At 59.7% G+C, this 26,730-nt stretch carries 19 protein-coding genes; 9 read left to right on the forward strand and 10 right to left on the reverse strand.

All coding sequences use genetic code 11. The features are described 5' to 3' along the window. Positions 1 to 2,220 (forward strand): GumC family protein, encoded by a 2,220-nt coding sequence (locus NKI25_RS13840; RefSeq protein WP_352998598.1) that lies wholly within the window; start codon positions 1 to 3, stop codon positions 2,218 to 2,220. Then, positions 2,217 to 3,794: a lipopolysaccharide biosynthesis protein gene (locus tag NKI25_RS13845; protein WP_352576394.1), complete on the forward strand. Its 1,578-nt coding sequence runs from the start codon at positions 2,217 to 2,219 to the stop codon at positions 3,792 to 3,794. The genes NKI25_RS13840 and NKI25_RS13845 overlap by 4 nt, the downstream gene beginning before the upstream one ends. Before the next feature lie 149 nt (positions 3,795 to 3,943). Here the strand turns inward: NKI25_RS13845 and NKI25_RS13850 are convergent, their stop codons facing one another. Together NKI25_RS13850 and NKI25_RS13855 are read right to left on the reverse strand one after the other, a co-directional pair. Beyond that, complete coding sequence (locus tag NKI25_RS13850; protein WP_352576395.1) at positions 3,944 to 5,056, reverse strand: NAD-dependent epimerase; 1,113 nt, start codon at positions 5,054 to 5,056, stop codon at positions 3,944 to 3,946. Between the two features lie 245 nt (positions 5,057 to 5,301). Further along, on the reverse strand, positions 5,302 to 6,012 hold the full coding sequence (locus NKI25_RS13855; RefSeq protein ID WP_023675616.1) for a helix-turn-helix transcriptional regulator: 711 nt from the start codon (positions 6,010 to 6,012) through the stop codon (positions 5,302 to 5,304). A gap of 286 nt (positions 6,013 to 6,298) precedes the next feature. On the opposite strand from NKI25_RS13855, the gene NKI25_RS13860 reads away from it, so the two are divergent. Continuing rightward, positions 6,299 to 8,038, forward strand: coding sequence for a PAS domain S-box protein (locus tag NKI25_RS13860; RefSeq protein ID WP_023675617.1), 1,740 nt, complete (start codon positions 6,299 to 6,301; stop codon positions 8,036 to 8,038). 183 nt (positions 8,039 to 8,221) lie between these two features. Here the strand turns inward: NKI25_RS13860 and NKI25_RS13865 are convergent, their stop codons facing one another. Further along, positions 8,222 to 8,899 carry a LuxR C-terminal-related transcriptional regulator gene (locus NKI25_RS13865; RefSeq protein ID WP_023675618.1) on the reverse strand — a complete coding sequence of 226 codons (678 nt, stop codon included), beginning with the start codon at positions 8,897 to 8,899 and terminating at the stop codon, positions 8,222 to 8,224. 511 nt (positions 8,900 to 9,410) lie between these two features. On the opposite strand from NKI25_RS13865, the gene NKI25_RS13870 reads away from it, so the two are divergent. The 5 genes from NKI25_RS13870 (at position 9,411) to NKI25_RS13890 (ending at position 14,411) form a co-directional block, all read left to right on the forward strand. After that, entirely contained in the window at positions 9,411 to 10,133 is a 723-nt protein-coding gene (locus tag NKI25_RS13870) for a nucleotidyltransferase family protein (protein ID WP_023675619.1), read from the forward strand. 47 nt (positions 10,134 to 10,180) lie between these two features. Continuing rightward, positions 10,181 to 11,317: a DegT/DnrJ/EryC1/StrS family aminotransferase gene (locus tag NKI25_RS13875; RefSeq protein ID WP_023675620.1), complete on the forward strand. Its 1,137-nt coding sequence runs from the start codon at positions 10,181 to 10,183 to the stop codon at positions 11,315 to 11,317. After that, on the forward strand, positions 11,314 to 11,988 hold the full coding sequence (locus tag NKI25_RS13880; RefSeq protein WP_023675621.1) for a sugar transferase: 675 nt from the start codon (positions 11,314 to 11,316) through the stop codon (positions 11,986 to 11,988). Before NKI25_RS13875 ends, NKI25_RS13880 begins: the two co-directional genes overlap by 4 nt. 74 nt (positions 11,989 to 12,062) lie before the next feature. Next, positions 12,063 to 13,067 (forward strand): SDR family NAD(P)-dependent oxidoreductase, encoded by a 1,005-nt coding sequence (locus NKI25_RS13885; RefSeq protein WP_023675622.1) that lies wholly within the window; start codon positions 12,063 to 12,065, stop codon positions 13,065 to 13,067. 81 nt (positions 13,068 to 13,148) lie between these two features. Further along, complete coding sequence (locus tag NKI25_RS13890; protein ID WP_352455325.1) at positions 13,149 to 14,411, forward strand: polysaccharide biosynthesis/export family protein; 1,263 nt, start codon at positions 13,149 to 13,151, stop codon at positions 14,409 to 14,411. Between the two features lie 24 nt (positions 14,412 to 14,435). Here NKI25_RS13890 and NKI25_RS13895 read toward each other — a convergent pair whose 3' ends face one another. Together NKI25_RS13895 and NKI25_RS13900 are read right to left on the reverse strand one after the other, a co-directional pair. Next, positions 14,436 to 15,734, reverse strand: a complete 1,299-nt coding sequence (locus NKI25_RS13895; protein ID WP_352998599.1) for an HlyD family type I secretion periplasmic adaptor subunit — start codon at positions 15,732 to 15,734, stop codon at positions 14,436 to 14,438. A gap of 242 nt (positions 15,735 to 15,976) precedes the next feature. Further along, positions 15,977 to 17,728, reverse strand: a complete 1,752-nt coding sequence (locus tag NKI25_RS13900; RefSeq protein ID WP_352569013.1) for a type I secretion system permease/ATPase — start codon at positions 17,726 to 17,728, stop codon at positions 15,977 to 15,979. 404 nt (positions 17,729 to 18,132) lie between these two features. Here NKI25_RS13900 and NKI25_RS13905 point away from each other — a divergent pair, with 404 nt between their 5' ends. Beyond that, on the forward strand, positions 18,133 to 18,825 hold the full coding sequence (locus tag NKI25_RS13905) for a N5-glutamine methyltransferase family protein (protein WP_023675627.1): 693 nt from the start codon (positions 18,133 to 18,135) through the stop codon (positions 18,823 to 18,825). 99 nt (positions 18,826 to 18,924) lie between these two features. On the opposite strand, the gene NKI25_RS13910 is transcribed toward NKI25_RS13905, so the two are convergent. Genes NKI25_RS13910 through NKI25_RS13930 form a run of 5 tightly spaced genes read right to left on the reverse strand, consistent with a single transcriptional unit; the run spans position 18,925 to position 26,544 of the window. Continuing rightward, a complete protein-coding gene (locus NKI25_RS13910; protein WP_023675628.1) occupies positions 18,925 to 19,191 on the reverse strand; it encodes an acyl carrier protein in 267 nt (88 codons plus the stop codon). A gap of 56 nt (positions 19,192 to 19,247) precedes the next feature. Further along, positions 19,248 to 20,804: a class I adenylate-forming enzyme family protein gene (locus tag NKI25_RS13915; RefSeq protein ID WP_352569014.1), complete on the reverse strand. Its 1,557-nt coding sequence runs from the start codon at positions 20,802 to 20,804 to the stop codon at positions 19,248 to 19,250. Next, positions 20,801 to 22,822: an asparagine synthase (glutamine-hydrolyzing) gene (asnB, locus tag NKI25_RS13920; RefSeq protein WP_023675630.1), complete on the reverse strand. Its 2,022-nt coding sequence runs from the start codon at positions 22,820 to 22,822 to the stop codon at positions 20,801 to 20,803. The genes NKI25_RS13915 and asnB overlap by 4 nt, the downstream gene beginning before the upstream one ends. Positions 22,823 to 22,825: 3 nt before the next feature. Beyond that, positions 22,826 to 23,809 carry an NAD(+) synthase gene (nadE, locus tag NKI25_RS13925; protein WP_352449782.1) on the reverse strand — a complete coding sequence of 328 codons (984 nt, stop codon included), beginning with the start codon at positions 23,807 to 23,809 and terminating at the stop codon, positions 22,826 to 22,828. Next, positions 23,806 to 26,544, reverse strand: a complete 2,739-nt coding sequence (locus NKI25_RS13930; protein ID WP_023675632.1) for a non-ribosomal peptide synthetase — start codon at positions 26,542 to 26,544, stop codon at positions 23,806 to 23,808. Before NKI25_RS13930 ends, nadE begins: the two co-directional genes overlap by 4 nt. Between the last annotated feature and the right edge of the window lie 186 nt (positions 26,545 to 26,730).

Raw genomic sequence — 26,730 nt, forward strand, 5'->3', positions numbered from 1 at the left:
ATGGAAGGTTCCATAGTCAGCCGAATTCACCTTCCGCGCGCCACTGAAATGCACGTGCCGACGCGCGAGATCAATCCGCGCATGAGGCCATTCCTGCGCGAACAGGTCGACGCGCAGACCCCCTTCCATCAACTCCTCATTACCATCGCGAGGAGAAAATGGTTCCTGCTTGCAATGGTGATTTTGGGCGGAGTGTTGGCTGGGCTTGCGGGTTTTGTGCGTCCTGTCCTGTTCGAGGCGACCGCACAGGTGATTGTCGATGCTCCTGGCAGGAACGCGGCTCCCGGAGGTGCGGATTCTGCTCAGGAGATGCTGGATGCGAGCATTGATGACCACTTAACCATGCTCTCTTCGCAGGGGCATCTGCGTCGCCTGGTGGCAGCCCTACGCGAGACAAAGATCGGCAACATTGCTGAGCAAGGTGATGATGTCGGAAATTCCCGCGCCGCCCCGGTAGGCGGCAACCTGCAGAACATACGCACCTTCGCAGCTGGTCTGCTAGAAAGGATTTGGCCGCAGGGCAGGCCGGAGGCGGCCGATGCAGCCGAACTCAAGGCATTGCGGAAGGGCATGAGGGTTGGACAGGAACTGAGATCAAGGGTGATCACCGTCGGCTTCACCGACGACGATCCGGCGCGAGCCGCCCTGGTGGCCAATACGTTCGTCCAAGTATACATCGACGATCTCGCACAGAAGCGCAGGGCGTCAGACAGGCTGGAACTCGCCTCGATCGTCGCCAGCCTGCCGGTCGTACAAAGCGACCTGGCGAAAGCGACCGACCGCCTGGAAAAGTATCGACTGAGCCATGGCGCGGTCGATCAAGGTGCGGCGGATAACGCTGCCAAGGAGACAGCCGAACTTAGTCAGCAGATATCCTTGTCGAAAGCGGATCTCTCAGCGACGGAATCTCACCTTCAGCACATCGAGGCTTTGCGAGAGGAAGGAGCATCGGTCGCGGCGCTCGCCGAAGCGATCGGGTCTCCGGTATTGGCCGACATGGCGGCCCGCCAAGCCAACGACAATGCGGATGCGGGCCTTAGCACTGCGATCAACGGCGAGATCGAACAAGGCACTGCTCGCATTGCGGCGGAGGGGAACATCTACCGTGCCCAGATCGCTGCTCTGGAGGGCCGTAAGAATGTGCTCGATGCGGTGGTGGCCGACACAGCCGGCCGGCTTTCCGGCTTGCGTGCGCTCGAGCCGCAGGTCAGCATCCTGACGCAGCGATACAACCAGCTTCTCACCCAACAACAGGATCTGGTGCAGCGCATCGCAACTCCCTTGCCCGGGGTCTCGATCCTTTCAGCGGCATGGCCGCCAACGAATCCAAAAACCCTGCCGCCCATCTTTCTTATTCCGCCCGGCATGATCGTGTTTGGCCTCATTGGCGGGGTCTTCGTCTTGGTCCGCAGCCGTCTCAATCAGACCTTGCGCGGCGGGGCCGAAGCTGAAGCCGCGCTCAGGGTTCCGTGCCTGGGGCTGATACCGGAAGCGCCCACAATACACGCGAAACGACTACAGCAGCTGGTTCTCGGCCAGCAAAACTGCAGCTACAGCCGAGCCGTCACTTCTCTCCTTGTCACCGTGGCTCTCAACAAAGCGAGAGGCCGTGCGTCGCACGTCATCCTCGTCACGTCCAGCGTCCGGCATGATGGCAAGACCGAGCTCGCATGGAGCCTCGCCTTGGCAGCTACCCGACTTGGGGGACGAGTGCTTTTTCTCGATCTTGATGGCACGGGCGCCCGCCTCACGAACGAGTTTCTGAACGAATTCGGTGCGTTCAAGCCGCATAAATCCTTTGGAGACTATATGAGCGACCGTTGTCCGCTGCACGACGCGGTCACGGGAATGCCTGAAATTGGAATCGACTTCATGGCACTCGCACCATCAGAGGATCTGCTGCCGCAACTGTCCATGATCGACGGGTCCCTGGTCACAGATGAGCTGCGCTCGATGTACAGCATCGTCATCATAAATGGACCGCTGGGACTTGGAGGACCTGAGGCCAGGCTACTGACGGGCTGGGCTGACGCAGTTCTTTTTGCTGTTCGCTGGGCCAGGACGCGTCGCAGCATCGCCCGTGGTGTTCTGCAGTTGCTGACGGAGGACGAGACGGCTCAGGTCCCCGTAGGCAGCGTTCTCACGCAGGTCAATCTTAGGAAACACGCCGGCTACCGGTTTGGGGACAGCGCGGATCTCTTGCTCGAGAGAACATCATGAATGTCACATGCGGGATTCCGCGTAACGACCGCCACGGCATTCGACCTGTCGAGCGGAAGATAATATCGACGATCTCGCAGTCCGGAGCAGGGTCCGCGGCCAAAGGCGATCAAGGCGAAGAAATGCGCGACGCCGGCGCAAAAGACATCGACGATTTCAGCGATCCGAAGCTCGCCCGCTTCCCTGCGGCCTCCGTTGCTCCAACGAATATGGTTTTGCCGCACAAGGAGGACACGGGCCGGGGTCTCGGCTATGCCAGCATCTTCGCTCTTTTGGTCTATATCGGGGGTGCGGGCTTGACCAGCTTGGCGCAGTTATTGATTGCGCGCATCGTTGGCTCCACCAGCTATGGCATTTACTCCTATGTTCTGGCCTGGACCTCGGTGCTTGCCTATCTTGCAACGCTTGGTTTCCATGTATCCTTGTTGCGTTTCGTCTCCGCCTACAGTGCCAAAGGGCGGCTTGACCTGGTACACGGCGTAATCAGGTTTGCTCTGCAGAGGTCGCTGGCGGCGGCGACACTATTCGGCATCGTTGGCGCCGCCTTGATCTTTTTCTTTTCAGATCCTTCTCACAAGGAGCTTCAAATCAGCCAGCTGCTAGGCATGGCAGCAGTGCCTTTGGTCACCGCCTACGCTTTGGGCGCAACACTTGTTCGTGCTTTCGGCGGCGGTGTCTCGGCCCTCCTGCCGGAACGCATAGTGCGCGACGGCCTCTTGTTGACGTTGCTGGGAATGGCGGGCTTATCCGGATCATGGACCCCCAACGCACCCTTGGTGATGCAGGCGGTGCTGGCAAGTTCAGCCATCACGGTCGGCCTGGTGTTCGTCATGGCGACAAAATTTCAGCCGCCTGGCTTGCGGCAGGTTCAGCCAGGCGACGAGTCGCGGGAATGGTGGTCCGCGGTTCCGCCAATGATGCTCATGGCTGGGCTCGATGTTTTCATCAGCCGGGCCGGAGTCATGGTGCTGGGCTGGACGCATCACATTCGCGAAGCAGGCATTTTCGCATTGGGATTGAACGTCGCCTTGCTTGTGAGCCTTTCCCTGGTTGCCGTCTCTACGATGTTTGCGCCGACAGCGGCTGCCCTTCATGCCCGAGGCGATCGGATGGCTCTGCAGCAGCTGTTTTCACGGGCCGCCCTACTTTCCTCTGGTGGGGCTCTAACGATGGCCATCCCGATGCTTGCGATTATTGAACCTCTGTTGAGCTGGTTCGGCGGGGATTTCAGTACCGCGGCACCCGTCGCGCGGATACTCATTCTCGGATATGTCTTTGTCGCGCTGTGCGGACCCCAGATGCTCCTCTTGATGATGACCGGAAACGAATGGGCGGCAGCCGCAACCATGATCGTCGGCGCTGCGGCCAGTATCATAGGCTGTGCCACAGGAATTGCGCTCTACGGCGCGCCGGGCGCCGCAGTGGGCCTCGCGCTTGCGTTGGCGATTTGGAATGTGGCGATGTCGATCTACATCAGCAAACGGCTGAAAATTATCCCTGGGCTGATCTTTGCGCTAACATCGTTCAGAACGCACGCAGTCGAAGGCCAGCGGCGACATTGGTTCCTGCGCTGATTTGAGACCGTCGCGCCCCGATACGCGACGGCATCAGCGTTCAGGAATTTCGAGTCCAGGGTTGTGTCGGATAGAGGCTGGCGAGTGCGGCTTTGTGGCCGACGCGTTACACGCCGAGTGGCAGATCATCGCCCGACAGGGCCCGCGGCCTACACGGTGGCCTCATTCACCAACGTCTGTTGCCGTACGCTGGCCGCGGCATCCGTTCCATGAAAGTCCCGGTACCATTCGACAAAGCGTCGCACTCCGTCCTCTAGCGGTGTTGCCGGGGCGAAGCCGACGGCCTGGCGAAGATCGCTGACGTCGGCGCGCGTCTCCAGAACGTCGCCAGGCGGCAACGGCACATCCACGCGAACTGCCCGGCTGCCAAGAGCGGTCTCGATGATCGAAATCAGCCGGTTGATCTCCTCGGGCCGGTCGTTGCCGATATTGTAGACGCGATACGGCGCGGAACTTGTGGCAGGGTCGGCGGTGCAAGGGTCCCAATTCGGATCCGGCTGCGGCGGTGTAGCAAGTGCTCGAACCACGCCCTCAGCGATATCGTCGATATAGGTGAAATCTCGCCACACGCGGCCGGCATTGGCTACTTCAATTGGTTTGCTCTCGACGATCGCGCGCGTGAACAAGTAGACGGCCATGTCGGGCCTGCCCCAAGGGCCATAAACGGTGAAGAAGCGCAGTCCGGTCACGGGCAGGCCGAACAAATGGCTGTATGAATGCGCCATGAATTCATTCGAACGCTTGGTGGCGGCGTAGAAGCTGACGGGATGATCGGCGCCGTGATTTTCGGAAAACGGTATGGTTCGATTCAAGCCGTAGACGGAGCTCGAAGAGGCGTAGACGAGATGACCGACGCCATGATGCCGGCAGCCCTCAAGGACGTTGAGAAACGCCACTATATTCGATTGCACATAGGCGTGCGGGTCAACAAGTGAATGACGCACGCCGGCCTGAGCCGCGAGATGGACGAGGTGTGAGGGGCGAACGTTTGAAAACAGCAACTGAACGCGCGCGGCATCCGCCAGATCCATTCGTACCGGCGTGAACTTCGCCTCGCTACAGAGGCGTGCAAACCGCGCTTCCTTGAGCCGCAGATCGTAATAGGGCGTGAAATTGTCGACGCCCACGACTTTGACACCAAGACGCAAAAGCCGTGAGGCCACGTGAAAACCAATGAAGCCTGCGGCGCCGGTGACGACGATCGGTCCTGTCCGTGCAAGTTTCTTCACCGCGCGGTCCGAACGGGATCGAGCGATTTCCATCTTCTCCGCTGCGGCAAGGACAGAATCGCTGCATAGATCGTTGTCCACTTGTCGCCTTTCGAAATCCGTTCGACAGTACCGAATAGCCGGTCCGGGATTGCGGCTTCCGATATTTACGCTGGCGCATCGAACCTAGTGGAGTGCGCAATGCGGTGCACGACCTGCCAAGTCATGACACGCCAACTTGCGTAGTTTGAATCCCGGGCGGATGCCGACGTCCGGCGATTGGATCTAAGTGGCCGGCCTTACGGCAGGACCGAAATACGCCCAAGAAGGGCCACCAGTTCCGCCTGGCGTTTTGTTTCGGTCTTGGCGAACAGCGAGGCAAGCTGGGAACGGATCGTGGTGCGGCTGAGACGCCAGCTGCGAGCGATCTCCAAAGGTGCGTCGCCCTGGGCCAAGCGCAAGGCGAGGTGCGTTTCTGCGCTCGTCAAGCCAAACATTCTTTGCAGCGTCCGAGGATTGGGCCCCGACCTGTTGTCGCGATCCAGCAGCGCCACAATGCTCGTTCCGTCGGGAGCGATAACGCCGTTCTCGTTCAGTATCACCGGTCGGTCGCCCCTGCTGCGGATCACCACCCAAGACAACGAGCCCGGCAGGAATTGGCCCGGAACATTCGCGATCAGCCGCCTTAGGGCGGCCGTAAGTCCGCTCGCCGTGTCGGCCGCTTCGCCCTGGCGCTCAAGCGTGGTTTGGGCGGCTGCGTTCCACTCGACTACTTTTCTTTCGCGATTCAGCACGAGATAGCCACAGCCAATGCGATCAAGCACGCCGGTTATGGATTCCAGACTGCGGCCTTTTGGTTCGGCGAACCTTGCGTCCAATGGATCCGATGCGCGATCGGGAAGGTGACCAGAAGAGGGCCGCGTATTCCGCGCTTCAAAATCATACTTGGTCCTCGTAACAATGTACCGATTGCTCGAAGAAGCATCGACCTGTCTATCGATCAGATTCATTTTCTACCCCTAACCCAAAGTTTCACACGCCCGAAATAAGTATTCGGGATTCATGTAGTCTTCTATGTGTAGCTGGATTCTAGTCTTCTATGCGCTGACGGATAATACGTTCATCACCACCTTGAAAACTTAATATGATCCGACAGTTCTAAGGCAGCTCTTAGGCCCCGCTGCGTCCGATAAAATGCGCGCTATGATAGCGGTATGGCAATCCGGCAGTGGTACTAAGCTGTACGTTTTTTGCTCTAGTCTCGACGGGCTAGTCAGAAGGTTGTAGTCTGTGTCCATGAGCTCGCAGTCGCGCAGGTCGAATTCGAACCCGTCGGGCAGATTGCTAACTCATATTGCCTCTGCATCGGTGTTAGCTGCCACACTGATATTTGAAATAAAATCGTCAGCCTATATTGGGCAAGGCGCCAGTTTTCTGGAATTTATTCCGGCTATTATTATTATCGCCTATCTCGAAGACCGCGTACCGGCGCTCGCTGCGACCATTCTGATGGTGGCTGTCGGGCTGTGGGCACGAGGACACGATCAGATTTCAAGTGGAGATTGGGCACGCGCAATCCTGCTTCTGGTTTCGGGAGGCGTGATTGCCATGACCTTCCATCGTCTGCGGCAGGACTTGCGTGAGTTGCTGGAAGTCGCGGAGGCCAGGCTCGCTGCCGTCGAGGCGACCGAAAGCCGCTATCGTTGGGCCTTCGAACGTGCTGCCATGGGATTCGCGAACACCAACAAGAAAGGTGAGTTGCTGCAGTCCAACAGACGCCTTTGTGAGATGACCGGGTACAAGGAGGAGGAGCTTGCCCAACTGCAGCTCGATACGCTCGCCCATCCGAACGACCGGGATACCTTGGCGCAATTGCTGGCGAGGCTGGGCAATGACATTTCTTCGTTCGTTTCGGAGGTGCGTCTGTCACGAAAGGACGGTACGGCATTCTGGGCCAGGCTAACGCTTTCTTCGTCCGTGCCCGAGGGTGGCCTCTCGGAGAGCATCTTCGTGGTGGTCGACGATATTTCGGAACGACGCGCTGTTCACGAAGCGCTTCGGGCCCAGAAGGAATGGCTGGACCTCGCTCTGTCTGCTGGACGCTTGGCCACGTGGCGCATAGACCTTAAAGGCGGGATAGTCACGGGCTCGGACACGTTCTGGGACATTCTCGGCCTGGCCCAGGCCAATAGCCGCAGTTTGGAGGAGCTGTCAGCTGTCGTTCATCCGGCGGACTGGCCAAAGCTGGCGGCATCGAGAAAGGCCGCACCATCGGTCACGAATTACGATGTTGAGATACGCGTCCGCCGACCGGACGGACATATCCGCTGGGTTGCGCTGCGCGGAAGGGAGGAAAGACATGATGATGGTGGACAGCGGCTTGGAGTGGCTGCCGACCTGAGCGAGAGACGACAAACCACGCTGCTGCGCGCCGCGGCAAAGAAGCGGGAGCGCATCATGCTCGAACAGCGTCACAGATTCGGCAACGTTTTCGCGGTGATCACGGCGCTCGTGAAAATGGTCGATGTTCCCGGAAACAACGTCGCCAAATACAAGGAAATGCTGATCGACCGGATACGCGCGCTCGAGGCAACCCATCTGCTTCTTTCACGCAACGGCAGCGTATCGGGGGCGATAAACGATCTCGTTGCGCAAGAATTGCACCCATATATTGGAACACGTGCGATATCGGTCAGCGGTCCTTCCGTGGCGATGTCGGGAGGCGCCGCCGAGAGTTTTGCAATGATCGTTCACGAGCTTGCCACCAATTCCATGAAATATGGAGCGCTTGCCGATCCAAAAGGCCGGATCGACGTAAGCTGGACGTTCGCACCTGAAGAAACGGGCAGCGATATCGTGTTCGAGTGGGTGGAATCGGGGCGGCGTAGGACCTCAAGCGTAGTCCGTCATGGCTTCGGTTCCATGATAATCGGAGTGGATGGAGCGCCGCTTGTCGGTCACTCTCCCAGGCTGGAAATATCGGACCAAGGGTTGCGGTATTCGCTGCGGCTGTCACGCAAGGAAATCGGATTGTAGTGCAGTGCTCCAATCGGAAAGCAGATATCTAAAGGCGGGTCGCGCTGAGCGGCCTTTGAGATGCGCAGGGTTCCTTCCAAGAATGTCGTCGGCCCAAAGCTGCGCCGCGGCTTTGGGATATGCAGTAAAATGCATGAGGAGTCTTGGGACGCCGTTTGCACGTCCAAAAGGACGCGCGGCGCTCTAGCTGGCATGTCTCGAAAGCCAAGTCTTCAGCATAACGGCAGCCTCGGTCCGATTGCGTACCCCCAATTCACGCAGAACGGCAGCAGCGTGGATTTTCGTGGTCGCCTCTGCGATTTCCAGATCGCGCGCAATTTCCTTGTTTGAATAGCCTTCCGCCATCAGCTTGAGGACTTCCTTTTGCCTCGAAGTCAGCCTGCCAAGGTTGACGCCAGCGGTACGCCTCTGTGGGCCTTTGTCGTCGGAATGGGTATGCGCGTGGGTTGTTTGCGTCGCTCCCGGGCGTGACAGAAGTGCAGGAACATAGATGCGGCCGGAGAGGATTTCATTGACGGCCAAAACAACCTCTTCGTCCGTCTGCGATTTTACGATGTAGCCGTGAAGCCCGATCGACAGAGCCGTGAGTATTTCCGAGCGTGAATCGTTTCCGGAAACGATCGCAAATCGCGTGTCCGGATAGGCAGACAGGATCCCGCCGAGCACTTCTTGATTGAACAGGCCCGGCATATTCAGATCCAGGATCGCAAGATCCACGAACGACTGCTCTGCCAGCAAACTGAGCACCGCGTCGAAACAGGACGCTTCAAAGATCTCCACACCTGGAATGCCTGCGGTCAGTGCCAATCGCAAGCCGCGACGATACAAGCCGTGATCGTCGGCGATGACGATTCGATACATTGAACTACCCCAACGCCTATCTGAATGGATTGAACGGTAATGGCCTGAAAGTCGTGGCCATCATCTCGTCGATTCATCCAGCCGACGCTGCGGCACCCCCAACACCGCAAACGCCAGATTTCTAATATAATCTTAAATGACGGGAAACGCTCCTCTTTTTTTGCCCCTTGTGAGCGAAACCCGCCGAACGTCGTCGAACATACGTTCTGACCTTTTGGACAGCTGACAGACCGGCCGGTCGTTCAGCAGTGCTATAGGTCTAAAGATATAGAACAGCAAAACGGCTGAATTGTTACCATTCGAATGCACGACGACATCCACCCTGACGGCCACATACCATCCAGATGCAATGTCCGGATCAGGGGACAGTGGAGAAATCTCACCGGTCTTCTACGGGAAATCTCACCGGTTCTTCTGAGGGGACAAGAACGCGTTTCCCGGGTGCTGACCAGGGCAGGATAGCCGGCCCGTGACGATAGCGTTCAGGCCGAATGAACAAGGGAGGACCAGGATGAAAGCGGTTATTCAATGTGGAGGAATGGGAACACGCCTCCGCCCCTTCACTTCGGTCTTGCCGAAGCCGCTCATGCCGATCGGGGCACGGCCGGTTCTCGAGATGCTTCTGAAATGGTTGCGACGCAACGGCATTCAGGAAGTTTATATTACAACCGGGTATCTCGGCCACTTGATCCGCACCGTGTGTGGAGATGGCTCGCAGTGGAACCTGAAAATTCGATATACGCAGGAGATGGAGCCGCTTGGCACCATCGGGCCACTGTCTTTGATCAGGGATGAACTGACGGAGCCATTCATCGTTCTCAATGGCGATGTCCTCACGGATCTAAGCCTCAGTCGATTTGTAGCAGCGCACCGTAAGCACACCGATCCAGTGACGATCGCAACAGCCTGTCGCCTGATCAAGATGGATTTCGGCGTCATCGACGAAGTCGACAATACCGTGCAGGTCTTTCGCGAGAAGCCGACGCTTTCGCATCTGGTCAGCATGGGAATTTACTGCATGAACCCGGATGTTCTGCAGTTTATCCCATCCGGCATACCCTTTGGGTTCGACGACCTGATGCTGCAGATGATGCAGAACGGCACAACCGTGCACGTGTACAAACATGAGGGTCTCTGGCTCGATATCGGGCGCGTCGACGATTTTCAGAACGCACAGACCATTTCCTGGGAAGACCAGTCGGCCTCGATCGAGGTCACTGCGACGGCTGCATGATGAAGTCACGAGCCCGGTTCCCACAGTTATCAGTCTAGGAGGTTGTGATGCTCTTGGTCAGTGCCCCGATCTTGGGTGTGCCGGAGAAGACTGCTTTGACCAAGGTCATCGACAGCGGCTGGCTGACCATGGGGGAGCAGGTACGAGCCTTCGAACAAGCTTTTGCCGACGTTCATGATGCGGAGGATTGCGTCGCGGTCAGTTCTTGCACCGCAGCGCTTCATCTCATTTTGCACGCACTTGGCATCGGACCGGGCGACGAGGTGCTGGTGCCATCCTTGACGTTCGTGGCGACCGCAAATGCGGTCCTCTATGTCGGTGCGACGCCGGTTTTCGTCGACATCGAGTCAGCCGACGTGCCGCTGATGTCGATCGTGGAAGCCGAAGCGAAATGCACGGCCCGCACCAAGGCAATCATTCTCGTTCATTTCGCCGGCTACCTCGCCGATCGGGAACAATGGCAGAGGCTCGCCCGTGCCCGGGGGCTGCACATCGTCGAGGACGCGGCGCATGCGCCGGGCTTGAAGGAGGTGGGGACATTTGGTGCCGCAGCCGCCTTCAGCTTCTACGGCAACAAGAACATGACCACGGCGGAAGGCGGGGCTGTGATCGCCAGGGATGCCGGTCTGCTCGAGACAATCCGCCAGGCGCGTGGACATGGGATGACCACCGGGACGCGTCAAAGGCTGAACAGCCGCACCCCTCAGTATGATGTCACCATGCTCGGATTCAACTATCGCATGGATGAATTGCGGGCTGCGATCGGACTGGTCCAGCTGCAAAATCTGCAGGAGTGGAATGAGATCAGGCGTATCCTGGTCATGCTGTATCGCCGTCTCATAGCGAAGCATTGCCCGGCCGTGACCATCCCGTTCCACGAGCCGCGGACGTCGGCCTACCACATCATGCCTATCCTTTTGCCACGTTACGCCGACAGGCAAGACGTCATCGACGCACTGCGCGGGCAAGGGATACAAACCACTATCCACTACCCGCCGGTGCACCAGATGACGCTCTATCGTGAGCTCATTCCCGGTACTCACTTACCGCGCACTGAAGATTTCGCGCAGCGCGAACTGACTGTACCGCTGCATCCGCAGATCACCGCGCCATTGGTCGAATCGGTAGTCGTCGCTCTTGCCGCGGCGGTCAATAATTGCGCTCAGACAGGAACAGCCGCATGAATGCCCTGGACCTAGCCATTCACCGGTCTAACGTCTCGAGCGCCGCCCATGGGTCTGCGAGACGAGCAATCGATCTCGTCATTGCGGCAGCCGCGGCGATCGTCTTCGCCCCGCTGATGCTGCTGATTGCCGTGGCGCTGCTGCTGGAAGGCGGTCGGCCCATCTTCTTCACACAGACCCGCGTCGGGGCCGGTGCTCGCCCATTCCGCATGTACAAGTTCCGCAAGTTCAGCGTGCAATGCGACCCCGGTGGCTTGGCTCTGACCATGGCCGATGACAGCCGCATGACGCCGATAGGACGGTTCCTCGCCGTCACCAAGTTCGACGAACTGCCACAGCTTTGGAACGTCTTCAGAGGCGAGATGGCAATCATCGGGCCACGCCCGGAGAGCCTTGCCTTCGCCGATTGTTTTCGCGGGGGCTTCGAAGACGTTTTACAATACAAGCCAGGCTTGCTGGGTCCAGCCCAGGTTCTCTTCCGGCATGAAGCCCGTTTCTATCCGCGATCGGTGGACCCGCTACTGTTCTATCGCCAGGTTCTGTTTCCTGCCAAAGCCAGGCTCGACCTTTCCTATTATCCGCAGCGCACGATCGGCTCCGATGTTGTGTGGATGGTGCGCGGCTTGCTGGCGGTGCTTGGCGTGGTTTCGCCGCCGCCGATTGGACCTTGAGAGCAGGTGGGACATCCGCGCTCTCGTGGATTTGCAACGTCAGTGCCTCACGTCATAGGGGGAACGCTTGGGTCATGGCATACAAGGGCAGGAAAGTTCTGGTTACGGGTGCCGACGGGTTCATCGGTTCTCATCTCACCGAAGCACTCGTCCGCAGCGGCGCCGACGTCACCGCGCTGGCACTCTACAATTCCTTCGACAGCCACGGCTGGCTGGACGATTTGCCCGACACCATACGACGCCAGTTGAATCTCGTCCGCGGCGATGTTCGCGACAGCGCGTTCCTTAACCGGATCGTGCGTGGCCAGGCGGTCGTGTTTCATCTCGCCGCACTGATAGCTATCCCGTATTCGTATGCCGCTGCCCAGTCCTATGTGGAGACCAACATCCTGGGCACGGTCAACGTTCTCGAAGCGGCGCGCCAATGGGAGACGGAGCGTGTAGTGCACACTTCGACAAGCGAGGTCTACGGCACCGCGCTGACAATGCCTATCAGCGAATCCCACCCGTTGCAGGGACAGTCACCATATTCGGCATCCAAGATCGGCGCGGACATGATGGCGGAGTCCTACGCCAGATCGTTCGACATCCCCGTGGTCATCATGCGGCCCTTCAATACGTACGGCCCGCGCCAGAGTGAGCGGGCCATCGTACCGACCATTATACGCCAGGCTCTCGACAAAAAATGCCCGGCGATCATGGTGGGAGACACAAGCCCGATCCGCGATCTTACTTTCGTGGAAGACACCGCGGCGGCGTTTTTGACCGCAGGTTCCGCCGAGCTCGAATTTGGCCATGCCTACAATGCCGGAAGCCAGCGCGCTGTGACGATCTCGGACATATTGGATCTGGTGATCGAGTTGAGTGGCTGCAAGAAACCAATCCACCGGGACGAGCGCCGCCTGCGGCCGCAGAATTCCGAGGTGCGTGCCTTGCTGGCCGATTCTTCGCTCCTCGAAAGCAAGACTGGATGGCGTGCCCAGACCAGCCTGCGCGAAGGCTTGGAGCGGACCATCGGATGGTGGCAAGGGCGCCTGAGCGAAGGCCGGGTGCGACACGAAATGGGTTACATGACATGAGCTTTCGCCCGGGAGGATTGGCTCCGCTGTTGATTGCGGCCGCGGTATCGCCGGATTCGAGCCAGAAGGAGATTGTCGCCCATGGTCCTCGTTGATCGAATCCTTATTGTCGTGCTCGGCATGCTGGCTGCCATGGATACGGCTGCTGCAGCGGAACCGCGGGTCGCCTATCGACTTTCTGCCGGCGACACCGTCGAGATTGGAATTGCCTCCATCCCGGAGCGAACGCAACGTGCGGTGGTCCAGATGGACGGCACGATCGCGCTTCCCGAAGTCGGTATGGTTTCGGTGGGCGGCTTAACTCCGGCTGAACTGCAAACGCGCATGCAGACGATCTTGCCGACCAAGATATTCCACCAGCGTCTGCCTGATGGGCGGGAGCAAATGATCGTCATCAAGCCGACAGACGTGACCGCCGTGGTTGCGGAGTACAGGCCGATCTATGTGACCGGCGACGTGCTCACTCCCGGACAGCAGGCCTACCGCCCGCTGATGACCGTGCGGCAGGCGATTGCCGTGTCAGGCGGTTTCAGCCTTTTGCGGTCCCGGGCAAACCAGGTTGGCCCAGATCCGGTGGATCTGCGGCGCGATTACGAGTCGCTTTGGGGGGAATATACGAGAGATTATTTTCATAGCGCCCGCATCCGCGCCGAACTTCAGGACAAACCGACTTTCGACATGCAGCCACCACAAGGATCTCCCTTGCCGGCAAGTTTTGCGTCGGCGATCGCGCAGGCTGAAGCGGAAGGGCTGAAGCTCTCGTTGGACAACTTCCAGCAAGAGCAGGGCTTTCTGGATAAAAGCGGCAAGGATGCCGCCGCACAAACCGAGACCTTGCTCAAACGCGAGCAGGCCGAAGCGGATGGGGTGAAGGCGGACGAAGACGATCTGGCGCGCGTAAGGAAAGCGTTTGAGTCCGGAAATCTCACCAACAACCGGCTCGCCGACGTTCGGCGCGCTTTGGTTCTCTCTTCCAGCCGGGCACTCGAAACGTCGGTTGAGCTTATGAGAGCACGACGTCAGCAGGACGATTTTGCCAGACAGCACGAACGCAATGACAACCAAAGAAGGATGGGTCTGCTGATCGAGTTGAAGGATACCAACGTGCGCCTTGCCGACGTCAGCGCAAGGCTTCGCGCCGCCAGCCAAAAGTTGCAGCCCACGGGAGCTGCCGCACTGCCGTTGCCGGTTGCCGGCGAGAAGGTCCAGGCCGAGGTCACGATCATTCGCAAGGTCGGCGAAGAATGGCGAAAACAGCTTGCCCAAGAAGACACCGAGGTCATGCCGGGAGACACGATCGAGGTCAGATTCAGCAGCGCTCTCGAAAATGCGGCGACCCGATAGATCGGGCCGCGTTTCGCAACCGCTTTACTGCCTGAAGGCCCTGGAAAACTGGTCGGTAAGGGGCTTCATCAAGTAGGACCAGACACTGCGCTCGTCGGTTCTTATGTGGACTTCGGCGGGCATGCCCGGTTTGAGTATTTTCTCTCCTGTCAGGCACGTCGCTTCATTCTCGACGTCGATGCGCGCCGAAAAAAAGGAAAGCTGGCGTTGCTGATCCTTGATCAGATCCGCTGAGACGCGCTTGACCGAGCCTTCGCAAGCAGGTGTGGTGCCGGCGTCGAACGCTGGAAAGCGGATCGACACCTGCTGTCCGGGATGAATCTCATCGATACGCGACGGAGGAATGGAAGCGTCGACGACAAGGTTGTCGGAATCGGGCACAATCATCATGAGCACCTCTCCTGCGCCAATCACGCCTCCTACGGTATGGACCGAGGATTCTTGTAATGTGCCCGATTGCGGGGCACGAATGTCTGTCCTGCTGAGTTCGTCTTCGGCCACCACCTGGCGCTCGCTGAGCTCGGTCTGCTTGGCTTCCGTTTCGCGAAGTTCGTTGGTCACGTCGCTCCGCATTTGTTCGTCGAGCTGAAGCACCTGCAGGTCCGTTTCACTGATGTGAGCTTGTACCTCTGCTATCGCTGCGACAAGGCGTCCCGATTCGCCGCGAGCCCGGGTCTTGTCCAGGCTGACATTGCTCAACCTCTCCTTGGACACCAACTTCTTTGCGTAGAGAGATTCGACATCCGCAAGGTTCTTGGTCAGCAGATCCAGAGACTCGTCCGTTGCAGACTGCTGCGATTTGAGGCCATCGATCTGACGTTCCAGCTGCTTCGCGCGGCTTTGTAATTGTGCCTTCTGGCCAGCCAGCGCCGCAGCACGGCTTTCAAACAAGGCACGCTCGCCACTGACAAGTGCCACCACTTGCGGGTCGCCCATTTGAGCGCGAAGGTCGGGCGGGATCTGCATTTCCGGCAGACCCTGGCGCTCGGCCTCCAGTCGGGCCAGACGAATGGTGGCGCGATTGAGGTCCTCGGTGATTATCTGCAGGTTTGCTCGGGTCAATGTGTTGTCCAGCCTGACCAACACATCGCCGGCCTTCACATGATCGCCGTCCTGCGCGAAGATTCCGCCGATGGTGCCGCCGGTTTGATGCTGGACTTTTTTAATGTTGCTTTCGACCACCACGGTTGCGGGCGCAATCACCGCGCCGGCAATCTTGGTCAATCCCAACCAGAGCCCTCCGCCAAAGATCAACAGCAAGCTGGTTGCCAGGCCCAAGAGCAGATTGGCCCGGATGCCATCCGGCTCTGGCTTCGTCTCCAACGAACGGCTTTCGCCACCGGCTGCGACGTATGACGACACGGCAACAGCAGAGCGATACCTCGCATATGCCCGGCTGCACCTTTGTGCGGCGGAACGACAATGTGCTGCTAGGCTCCGGACCAGAGTACCCCAGGGTGGATTGGCTCGAATCCCATCCGGCTCCGGCTTCTCCCCGGTCGGCTGGCCTTCGCCGCCAACCGCAGCATATGACGACATGGTCACGTTAGACACTAAGCAATACCTCACGCATGCCCGCTTGCACCGTGCTGCAGCGGAACGACAATGCTTGGCTTGTCCGGGCGCGGGAAGGGCCGGATCACATTTGCCAGAACGTCTTCGCGCGAGCCGAACGAATGGAGCATCCCGTTCGACAGGACGAGTACCTGATCGATGTTGACGAGAGCGGAGGGGCGATGCGCAACGACGATCACGATACCGCCGCGCTGACGCACTGCCAGGATTGCGCCGGCCAAAGCAGCATCACCGTCTGCATCCAGATTGGAATTTGGTTCGTCAAGAACGACGAGGAATGGATCGCCGTAAAGTGCCCTGGCAAGCCCGACGAGCTGCCTCTGCCCAGCCGAAAGGGCCGCGCCGCCTTCTCCGATGCGTGTTTGAAAACCCTGCGGAAGACGCATGATCATCTTGTCCACGCCCGCAGCCTTGGCAGCTGCCAGCACGCCTTTTGCGTCGCGCTTGCCGCCGAACCTCGAAATGTTGTCGGCGATCGTCCCGTCGAACAGCTCAACGTCCTGCGGAAGGTAGCCAATATGAATGCCGAGCAGTTCTGAATTCCACTGATCGAGCGAGGCGCCGTCCAATCTTACCGTGCCACGAAGCGGCTTCCATGCCCCGACCAAAGCGCGCACGAGCGTGGTCTTGCCGGAGCCGCTCGGGCCGACGACCGCCAACCCTGCGCCTCTCGCCAAGCGGAAGCTTACATTGAAGATGGTGGGCTTCTGCAGGCTTGGTGGCGCGACGGTCAATTCCTCGACCGCAAGCTCAGCCTTCGGGCCGGGCAGTTCCATTGGCTCTTGCTGGCTATCAAAAGCATCCAGGGCTGCCGACAGCTCGGTATAGCTTTTGCGGGTTGCCAGAAACCCTCTCCAGTTTGCGATCGCCACATCGACCGGCGCCAGCGAGCGGCCCAGCAATATGGACGATGCAATGATCACGCCAGGCGAGGCCTCGCCGCCGATCACAAGGTAGGCACCAAGCCCTAGCACACATGATTGCAGGGCCATTCGGAGCGTCTTCGACAGTGAGCTTGCTGCGCCGACGACGTCGGAGAGCCGTTCCTGGTTCTTCAGATAAAGATGACTGACCTCGTTCCAGCGCCGGCTAAGCGGGGCGGAAAGGCCCATCGCCTGAACAACCTCTGCGTTGCGGCGGCCGGAGTCGGCCAGAAGCCGCTGCGCTACGAGTGTCTCAGATGCACGAGCCGCAGGTTTGCGGCCGATGATCTCGGCAACCACCGTCAAAAACACAACGGCACATGCGCCGAGCGTTGCCAGCACGCCAAGCGCGGGATGCAGCAGATAGATGACCACCATATAAAATGGTATCCAGGGAGCGTCGAATAAGACTGTCGGCCCGAGCCCGGAAAGAAAGCCACGTAGCTGGTCCAGATCACGAAGCGGGTGTACCCGGTTCGCATCCGGCCCGGCGACGAGGGGCAGGGAAAGCGAGGCTGCGAACGCTTTTTGCTGCAGATTTCTATGCAGGCGGCTGCCGATGCGGACCAACAGGCGAAGCCTCACGAAATCGAGGAGCCCATAGGCCGCGTAAAGTCCCAGCATGCCGACTGTAAATCCGACAAGAGTCGGCACGCTCTGCGAAGGCAGCACGCGGTCATAGACCTGGAGCATGTAGACGGAGCCGGTCAAGGCGAGGATATTTATCAATGCCGAGAAAATGCCTACGCCGACGAGGCCGTGCACACAGCCGAACATTGCGGAGCGGAGATCGAGCGAGCGCCCTTTGGTCGACTTCATGATGTGCGCTCGTTGACGCGAAATTGCCGCGCAATCTCGTCGATTCTTTCGATGAGGGACAAACTTTAACCTTCCGGGAAGCAGCAGCCCCGCCCCGCTGCTGAACATTACGAATTGCTTACATACGTGCCTTCTTTGATTAAAATGTAGCAAAATCGTGACGCCAGGCTGAGAATTCGGCAACTGGCTCGCCAGGCTGGGGATAACCGGGTCGAGTAAGGAGATATTCCTAATCATGACACGGCGCAGAAGCTTATGGTCATCTTTGTAGCATCAAGGCTTCAAAGCGTCTGGGGAGGGATCGGTTTTGATTTTGTCGATCGAGAGTTAAACGGTTTTGAGATACACTTCATCGGTACGCAATTGTCGGCCACCAACGCCGGCTAAATCGGGAGGCGAGTGTCGTGAGCGAAGAGATCAACGTTGCCGATGCCTACGGCAGGGGGCGCAGCACCTTCATGGGATTGCAGTTGCTGGTCTCGCCCGGTGCGCTTGTTCCTCGGCCGGAAACGGAACTGCTCGGCAAGGCTGCTCTCGATGTCCTGAGCCAACTGAACCTGCCGGTGCCTCGCGTTGTCGACATGTGCTGTGGGGCGGGCAATCTGGCGTGCGCCATCGCGCACCACGCTCCCACCGCGCGCGTGTGGGCAAGCGATCTTACCGACGGATGCGTGGAGGTCGCGCGCCGCAACGTCACCCATCTTGAAATCGAGGACCGGGTAACGGTGCTTCAGGGCGACTTGTTCAGCGCCTTCTCAGGCTTGGAGCTCGATGGCACGATCGACGTGATCGTTTGCAACCCGCCCTACATTTCGGAAAAACGGCTCGAGGGCGACCGTTCGCATCTGGTCGAGCTCGAGCCGCGTGAAGCATTCGCAGCCGGCCCCTACGGCCTGAGCATCCACATGCGGGTGCTCAAGGAGGCGCCGCGCTATTTGCGGCGCGGAGGCATCCTGCTTTTCGAGGTGGGGCTTGGCCAGGACCGGCAGGTCATGAGTTTGCTCGAGCGTTCCAAGGCCTATTCGAGTATCCGGGCAGTCACCAACCAGGCCGGTGAGGGCAGGGTGGTTGTGGGACATACGAGGGCGCAGGCGTAAGCATCGCAGCCGCGGCAGGTAGACGCGCTGTCGCGGCTAGAAACGGCCGGGAAGTTGAAACAGAGTTGCGCGAGATTTCGGCGATCAGTTTCTCTTGCGTCAGTTTCTCTTGCGCATGACGTATTGCGCAATTCCCTCGATGGAATCGAGATTCTCCGGCAGCAGCTCGCTGTCTTCGACCGTGATGCCGAAGGTCTCCTCGATGAAGCCGATAACCTCGAGCACACCCGTCGAGTCCACGATGCCCTGGTCGAGTAGCGAGGTGTCGCTCTCCAGGCTCTCGGGATCGGCTATATAGAAATTCGAAGCCAGGAAAGCGCGAATTTGTTCGCTGCAGGTATCGGTTCTATCCTTGGTAGATAACATTGATTTCGCCTCCGGTACAAAAGATGAATGCTGATCAACTTCGCCCTGGTACCGACTCATGACAGGGCCGTTTTTTTGAGCTTACCCGTGTCGGTCATCGGCAGACTGGGTACGATGACGATGGACTTCGGAACCATGAAGTTTTCCAGCCGTCTCTGGCACTCTTTCTGCAACTGCTTTTCACCGATCATGCTTCCCTGCTCCATCACGACAAATGCCTTCACTGCTTGCCCGAGCAGCTCGTCCGGAACGCCGATGACCGCGGCTTCCCGTACGCCCGCAATGTTCATCAACACGTTTTCCACCTCCTTCGGCGCTATCTTCTCTCCGCGCGATTTTATGATCTCGTCGCCGCGACCGACGAAGTAGAGATAGCCCTCGGCGTCCATCCGGCAGTAGTCGCCGGTGTATAGGACCTGCTCACCCGGCAGCGGGCCAGGCTTGAGCTTCCTGGCTGTCGCCTCCGGCTTGCCCCAATAGCCCTTCATCACCGTCGCTCCGCGGATGACGAGCTGACCAACGATGCCGGGGCCGACCCGCCTGTCATGCTCGTCGACAATCCACATTTCCGTATTGGGGATGGCGATCCCGACGCTCGACGGCTTTCGCTCCAGATCCTCCGGCGGCAGGTAGGTGCAGCGCTTGCATTCGGTAAGGCCGTACATCGAATAGATGCGGGCGCCAGAAAACAGCTCCTGCAGCAGGAGAATGTGCTTGAGCGGCAGGGCGGCCGCAGTGTTCGTGACGTAGCGAATACTCGAAAAATCCTGATCCCTGAGAGACCTGAGCTCCCCGAGTGCGGCGAAGATGGTCGGTACGCCGGGAAAACCCGTCACCCTTTCTTGCTTGATCAGCCCAAGGATCTGCGCCGGGAAGGCGAACGAGCGCTCAAGCACCAGCCGGGCGCCCGCGCCGAATGCCATGATCATCTGGTAAAGACCGTAGTCGAAGGCGAGCGGCAGGACATTGAGGATCACCTCGTCTTCGGCAAGCGCCAGGTATGAGGAAATCGAGGCGCACGCGGCGATCATGTTTCGATGCGTCAGCATCACCCCCTTGGGCTCGCCCGTCGAGCCGGATGTATAAATGATCGCAGCGAGATCGATGTCGATGCAGCGGCGCGAGGGCGGCGTGCTGCGGGCTGCCGCGACCGCGGCGTCCCAGCGCACAGCATGCGGCAATTCTTGCAGGTCGCTGTGTTCGATCGGCCCGGAGACGATCATGCGGCGCAACGATGGGCAATTCCGCGCCGGCTCCCTGAAAATCGAGTGCAGGTGTTTGTCGGTGATCAGTGCCGTCGGGCGGCAATCGTTGAGCAGATAATCAAGCTTGTCGCTTTTGGTGAGCGGATTGACGATGCACACCACGGCGTTGGCCTTGAGCACCGCCCAGAACGCAATGACGGCCTCGACAGTGTTGTCGGCGAAGACCACCACGCGATCGCCACGCGCAATTCCGGCATCGGTCAAATGGTGCGCTATGGCGTTCGAACGCATATCGAGATCGCCATAAGTGACACGTTGATTGCCGCACACCAGGGCCACCTTCTCGCCGAGCCGGCTGGCAGAGTGGGTGAGATAGTCATGCAGGAGCGGTACGGCGCCATGCATCATGCGAGCACCTCTTCGCGGTGTTCGCGGTCGATATCGATGCTGAGCTTGAGCGTGCGAGCCCCACTTGGAAGGCTCGCGATAAATTGCCGATGAAGAAGCTGCGTCGACAGCACCCCGACAAGCGCCATATTGTCGGAGTTGGACAGGTCGCCGTCGCCGGCGCTGGCCTGGCACTTGTTCAGGAGCCGGGTAACCGACTTGGGATCGAAGACGTTCGCTTCGCGCAGCGCCGCCTCCGAAAGTGCTTCGCGAATGTAGGCCGGAGCGCCATCTGCGACAAAGCAGAGCGCGTTGGGGGCCCGGTAAGGCTGCTTCTTGCGGGTGACGATTTCCGACGGCACGATCGGTTGCGCTACGCGCTTCAGCACATGCTTTTCATCGAGCACGCGCAGCTTGTAGGCGGCAGGAAGCGAATTCGCGAGTCTCACGAGTTCATGATCGAGGAACGGGAAGCGCCCCTCGACGGAATGAGCCATCAGCATTCTGTCCCCTTGTGAGGAAAGCAGGTATCCCGACATCAGCGTCTGAATCTCTATATACTGGTCCTGCGCAAGAGAGCCCCATCGCGAAAACTCCGGCGGCAGGCGGGCAAGCAGCTCGGACACGGCGTTGCGGCGCTCCGTTTGGGCGCGCATGTCTGCCGAAAACAGCCGCTTGATGGCGCTTGTGGTACGCCAGCGCGTGCCATGCGCAAAACCAGGCGCGTCACAGGCGTGGATGTCGCGCCCGAAGAACTGGCGTGCCATCGCCTGCTGCTGCACCGGCGAGCGGCTGAGATAGGGATAGAGGCGCTCCAGCAGCCGCGAGCGTCGCGTCGAGGCGGGCTGGCGTCCCCAGAAGCGGCGGACCTTGCCCTCGCGGAACAAATCGTAGCCGGCGAACATTTCGTCGGCCCCTTCGCCGGTCAGCACGACCTTGATGCCGTGCTGGCGCACCAGTCTCGAGAGCAGGAACAGCGGCGCCGGCGCGGTCCTGAGGATTGGCCGCTCGGTGTGGTAGATCACCTCAGGGAAGATGCCAGCGATATCGCTGCGCGAAACAACCACCTCATGATGGTCACTGCCGGCCACGCCGGCAACCAGGCGCTGGAAATGCGTCTCATCATACTCGGCGTCGGCAAAACGCAGCGAGAAAGTCTGGAAGCGCTCGCCCGCGAAGCGTCTCCCCAGCGTGGCGACCAGCGAGCTGTCGAGCCCGCCGGACAAATAGCAGCCGACCGGCACGTCGGCGCGTACTATCCTGAGCGCCGTCGCGGCTTCCAGGGCGCTGCGCACTTCCTCCACCGCGTCATCAAGCGAGCCGGTGAATTCATCATCGCCGGGTCCGTCAACCTCTGGATAGTCAGGCTTCCAAAAAGCCCGCTCCCGGACGACGCCGCTGTCATAAATGCGGACATGCCCCGGCGTGAGTTCGCTTACTCCTCCAAACACGCCTTGTGGCGGCGCGACAGTCCAGAGTGTGAAAGTCTGATCGATGCCGGCTGGATCGAAGGCGCGGGGTATATCCGCATCGGCCGCGAAAATGGCCTTCACCTCGCTGGCGAAGTAAAGCCGTCCGCCATGCTCGCAAAAGTGCAGCGGGCAGATGCCGAACCGATCCCGCGACAAGACAAGACGACCTGCCACGGAGTCCCAGATGGCGACTGCCCACTGCCCATTCATTCGCTCGAAGGCGGCCTCGCCCCAGGCATGATAGGCATGGACGATGACCTCGGTGTCGCTGCGTGTGCGAAAGCGATAACCGAGCGCGACCAGGTCTTGTCGCAGCTCGACGTAATTGAAGATTTCGCCGTTGAAGACGATCCACATTGTGTCGCCCGCGCCGGCGAGTGGCTGCTGGCCGCTTGCGAGATCGATGACGGACAGGCGGGCATGCGCCAATCCCGCACGTCTGTCCCGGTAAAGGCCGCGTTCGTCCGGGCCGCGATGCGCCAGCGCGCCCGCCATGCGTATCAGCGCATCGCGGGAAGGGGGCGCCGCTGCGGCGCTCAGCGACACAATTCCGGCGATGCCGCACATCGCCTAGCCCTCGCCCATTGAAGAGGACACCAACGGCCGCGCGTGAAGATAACGTGCGGCGCGCCGCTTGCTGTCGATATCCTTGAAAACCTTCTGGACCTGCATCACGGTGAGGCCGGTTGCCTCGGCGACGTCTTCGTCGGCGATCCCATGGTTCAAGCCGTAGAGGCACAGATCCATCAGATAATAAGGAAGCGCGAAGTAGAACTCCTCCTGACTCTGCGCCATCGAGAAGGTGTCTGTGGTGGGCGGTCTGCGCCGGACCTCTTCCTCCACCCCAAGATATTCGGCCAACTGGTAGACCTGGGTCTTGTAGAGGTGGACGATTGGCATCAGGTCGGCAATTCCGTCGCCCTGCTTGACGAAGAAGCCCTGGTCGTACTCCAGGCGGTTCGGCGTGCCCGCTACCGCGTAGTTGAGGCGGTCGGCATGGTAGTATTCGGTCATCTTGCGCAGGCGCTGCTTGTAGTTGGTTGCAGCGACGATCTGCAGATAGGCTGCCGACGGCAGGCGCACCGTGTCGGTCCTGCCCTCGGGGTCCTGAACCGTGAGGCGCGTGATGTTGAGACCGTTGCTCTCGAGAACCGAGGCGAGCACCAGCTTGCATTTCCAGCCGTCCCCATATTCGGGAACGACGGTCTGGATTGCTTCGGTCTGCCGTCTATAGGCGCCGATCGCTTCCAGGGCCGGCGTTATATCCTCCAGGATCGTTTCGATACCAAGGTGTGCGGCGACAATGCGGCCGAGCCTCAGTGAGTCGCCGGAGGAATGGCGCTCCGGCATGAATATCCCGAGGACCTTGCCTTTCCCAAAGGCGCGAACACACAACGCCGCAACGACGGAGCTGTCGATGCCGCCTGAGAGGCCGACAACCACCCCTCGACGTCGCAGCGTGCCGAAGACCTGCTGGCGCAAGATCTGGACGATGCGATCGACTTCCGCGCCAGCGTCGAGCACCAGGGCGTCTTTGCCGAATGTTGAGATCAGGTCGATGGCTTGTACTCCAGTTTGCGAGACTCGATTGGCGAATAGGTTTTCGCCACCGCTTTCTCGATAAGGGGACGATTGGTGGTAAGGTGAGGCTCTACAACCAGATCGATGTGGCTGCCGACGATCGGAATCACGTCCAGATGGGCGAAGACGCTATCCCAGCCGATTGCCAGAGGCATTCCGGGTCGAGCACAGCGGAACAGGGTGCCTGTGATCGGCAGAGCCGGCTTTGGCTCGGCCACCCACTGGAAGAAGGCTTGCGCGCGCAAAACCTCTTGCAGTTCCAGTTTGGTTCTAAAGCTCGTCGCGTTGAACTGTCCTTGAGCGAAGCGGTCGAGAAACTGGACCAGTTGTGCCTCGCGCTTCATTGCCACGGCGACTTTCGCGAGGGCGCGGCATGCCATCCGGTAAGCGGACACGCGGTTGGTTCGGATTCGATTGAATGTGCGCGTAAACGTCTCCCAGCGGGCGCTTCGCTCCCCGACGAGGCTGGTGTCGAGGATGCCGAGGAACTTTACGGTTCGCCCCGCTGCCAGCAGCCGCGCCGCAACTTCGAAGGCAACAGCGCCGCCGAGCGAATGGCCGAGAAGTCGTACATGGCCCGAGGGTTGGGCGCGGCGGATCTGGTCGACGGCGGCGTCGGCCATATCGGCGAGGCTGTCTTGTCCGCGCAGTATCATAGCCAGGGCCGGATACCTGATCGGGGCAACGCGGGTCACCTTGCCCATCGCTGCTGCAAAGGCTGCAAGGCTCGGGCCATAGCCGACGGACCCCGGGAACAGAAAAAGAATGGGAGGGTCGTGCTTCTGGGCGCGCGCGCTTTGATCGCCTGCCTGGGCGGACACGACCGCCTTGACCATTTGCTCCAGGCTCATCCCGACGGTGAAGGCCTCAAGGCCGAGTTCCTGCCCGATGGCGCTTTCGATTTCCATGACGCAGTGCAGCAGCTTCAGCGAATCTCCTCCGGCGTCATCCCAGCGTCCTGCCGCCACGCGCGTATTGAGAATGCTGGTCCATGCCCGCTGGACAACCTGCTGCGCGGTCAGCTTGCCTCGCGGCTCGAGCGGACGCGCGGTCGCCGCTGTCTCTCTGGCTGAAAGATCCATCTCTGCAAGTGTCGTGATGTCGACTTTGCCGCTCGGCAGACGCGGAATCTCGGCGATCGTGTGCAACCGCAAGGGACGCAGCGGCGGCGGCAGATTGGTCCTGACAAGCTGGCGAAGCTCGTCCGAAAAGGTCGCTTCGGCCGAGCGCCGAGGAACAGCAAAGGCGACAAGCTCATTCGCGGCCGTCACGATTGCCACGGCATCCGCGACAGAGGGTGCACAACGCAGCACCCGTTCGAGTTCGGCTGGCTCGACGCGTCGACCGTTGATTTTTACCTGGCGCCCCTTGCGACCGACGATGTGCAGTAGGCCTTGATCATCAAGTCGAACGAGGTCACCTGTCGCGAAAATCCGAAGGCCTGGATCGTGCGGGTCTGATGTTGCCGGCACAACCGCCCCGTCCTCCCAATGGCCAAGCAAGACATACGGGCTCCTGATCAGAAGCTCTCCGCTGCGGCCCGGTTGAACGCGGCGGCCCGCTTCGTCGACAATTGCGAAGGTGATTCCAGGCAGCAGCCAGCCAACTGGAACCGAATCTCCATGCTCTGGCCAGTCTCGCGGCAGGAACCATTGCGAGCCGGTGGTCTCGGTTGACGAGTAACCGATCTGGATAAGGCACGTATCGGAGACGGCCTTGCGCAGCAGGGCGATGTCGGTCCAGGGCACCTTCTCGCCACCGATCCGGGCGACTCTGAGTGAATGGAACGCTTCTGCAGGTCCGTCTGCCATAAGCGCGCGAAGCAGTGCCGGCACCAGATAGGTGATTGTCACGTCTTCGGATCGCACCAGGCGTTGAACGGCGCGCAGGCCGACCGCTTCGACTTCGACCAGATGCAAGGTGGCGCCGGTGAGAAGAGCAGCAAGAATCTCCCGGCACCCGGCGATTGTGGCGGGTCCGGTCAATGGCAGGAAAACATCATCCGAGTTGATGTGGCACGCATCGACATATTGCTGGACCCGGCACAGCAAGCTGCGCTGGCTGTTAACGATGCCTTTGGGCCGGCCCGTACTCCCTGACGTATAAAGCACGATGGCGGGCGCATCGACCGAGACGGAATAAGAACGAGGCACTTGCCCAGCCTGCGAGGCCGCACTGGTCGACACATCGATCCAACTGACCAGGTGGGGCAATCCATCGGGTCGGACATTGCCCTCGCCCAGGACAGCTGAGAGCCGCGCCCCGGCCACGATTTCAAGGATACGCGAGCTAGGATCTCGCGCGTTGAGTGGCACCGAAGGCCGCCCAGCCGTCATGCTTGCCAGCATGGCAATGGGATACCAGGCCGAGTTGGCCTGAAGAATCCCTATCGCCTGTCCGTCTGGGACGGTCGCCGCGATCTGGTGGGACAGCGTCTCGACTGACCGGAGGAGCTGGGAATAGGTCAGACGATTGGCGCCGTCGCTGATTGCAAGCTTGTCGGGGTACTGGCGGACGACATTTCTCAGGTGATCGAAGGCCGCAATGTTGGTAAAATCGACGCCCAATCTTTGAAATGGGCGCAGTACGGGACCACCCTGATCCAGTGCGTATTGTGGGACACTGGACCAATTATCGGAGGTCGTTGTCTGACAATCCACCGCTAGATCCTGATCCGCGACTTCTGATCCCAAATATGCCGAAGACATGAGTTGCCTACGCTAAGATTAGGGTCACTTATCGCCCCCCGCCCCAATCTTTTCATCGATCATTCTGATGATGCCCTGATCTTCCCTCAAGGGCGCTTGGTTAGTCACTTCGCCTGTTTCGCAAGCCGCCGGCCGAGCCAATCATGCCGGGCTCGCTGGCTGTTGTGGTGCGCATGACACGGACAC

This window comes from Mesorhizobium sp. M0808 (genome assembly GCF_040320025.1).
Taxonomy (GTDB): Bacteria; Pseudomonadota; Alphaproteobacteria; order Rhizobiales; family Rhizobiaceae; genus Mesorhizobium.

Coding starts and splice junctions, on each gene's coding strand:
- NKI25_RS13840 (WP_352998598.1), top strand. CDS start 1: ATGGAAGGTTCCATAGTCAGCCGAATTCACCTTCCGCGCGCCACTGAA.
- NKI25_RS13845 (WP_352576394.1), top strand. CDS start 2,217: ATGAATGTCACATGCGGGATTCCGCGTAACGACCGCCACGGCATTCGA.
- NKI25_RS13850 (WP_352576395.1), bottom strand. CDS start 5,056: ATGGAAATCGCTCGATCCCGTTCGGACCGCGCGGTGAAGAAACTTGCA.
- NKI25_RS13855 (WP_023675616.1), bottom strand. CDS start 6,012: ATGAATCTGATCGATAGACAGGTCGATGCTTCTTCGAGCAATCGGTAC.
- NKI25_RS13860 (WP_023675617.1), top strand. CDS start 6,299: ATGAGCTCGCAGTCGCGCAGGTCGAATTCGAACCCGTCGGGCAGATTG.
- NKI25_RS13865 (WP_023675618.1), bottom strand. CDS start 8,899: ATGTATCGAATCGTCATCGCCGACGATCACGGCTTGTATCGTCGCGGC.
- NKI25_RS13870 (WP_023675619.1), top strand. CDS start 9,411: ATGAAAGCGGTTATTCAATGTGGAGGAATGGGAACACGCCTCCGCCCC.
- NKI25_RS13875 (WP_023675620.1), top strand. CDS start 10,181: ATGCTCTTGGTCAGTGCCCCGATCTTGGGTGTGCCGGAGAAGACTGCT.
- NKI25_RS13880 (WP_023675621.1), top strand. CDS start 11,314: ATGAATGCCCTGGACCTAGCCATTCACCGGTCTAACGTCTCGAGCGCC.
- NKI25_RS13885 (WP_023675622.1), top strand. CDS start 12,063: ATGGCATACAAGGGCAGGAAAGTTCTGGTTACGGGTGCCGACGGGTTC.
- NKI25_RS13890 (WP_352455325.1), top strand. CDS start 13,149: ATGGTCCTCGTTGATCGAATCCTTATTGTCGTGCTCGGCATGCTGGCT.
- NKI25_RS13900 (WP_352569013.1), bottom strand. CDS start 17,728: ATGAAGTCGACCAAAGGGCGCTCGCTCGATCTCCGCTCCGCAATGTTC.
- NKI25_RS13910 (WP_023675628.1), bottom strand. CDS start 19,191: ATGTTATCTACCAAGGATAGAACCGATACCTGCAGCGAACAAATTCGC.
- NKI25_RS13915 (WP_352569014.1), bottom strand. CDS start 20,804: ATGATGCATGGCGCCGTACCGCTCCTGCATGACTATCTCACCCACTCT.
- asnB (WP_023675630.1), bottom strand. CDS start 22,822: ATGTGCGGCATCGCCGGAATTGTGTCGCTGAGCGCCGCAGCGGCGCCC.
- NKI25_RS13930 (WP_023675632.1), bottom strand. CDS start 26,544: ATGTCTTCGGCATATTTGGGATCAGAAGTCGCGGATCAGGATCTAGCG.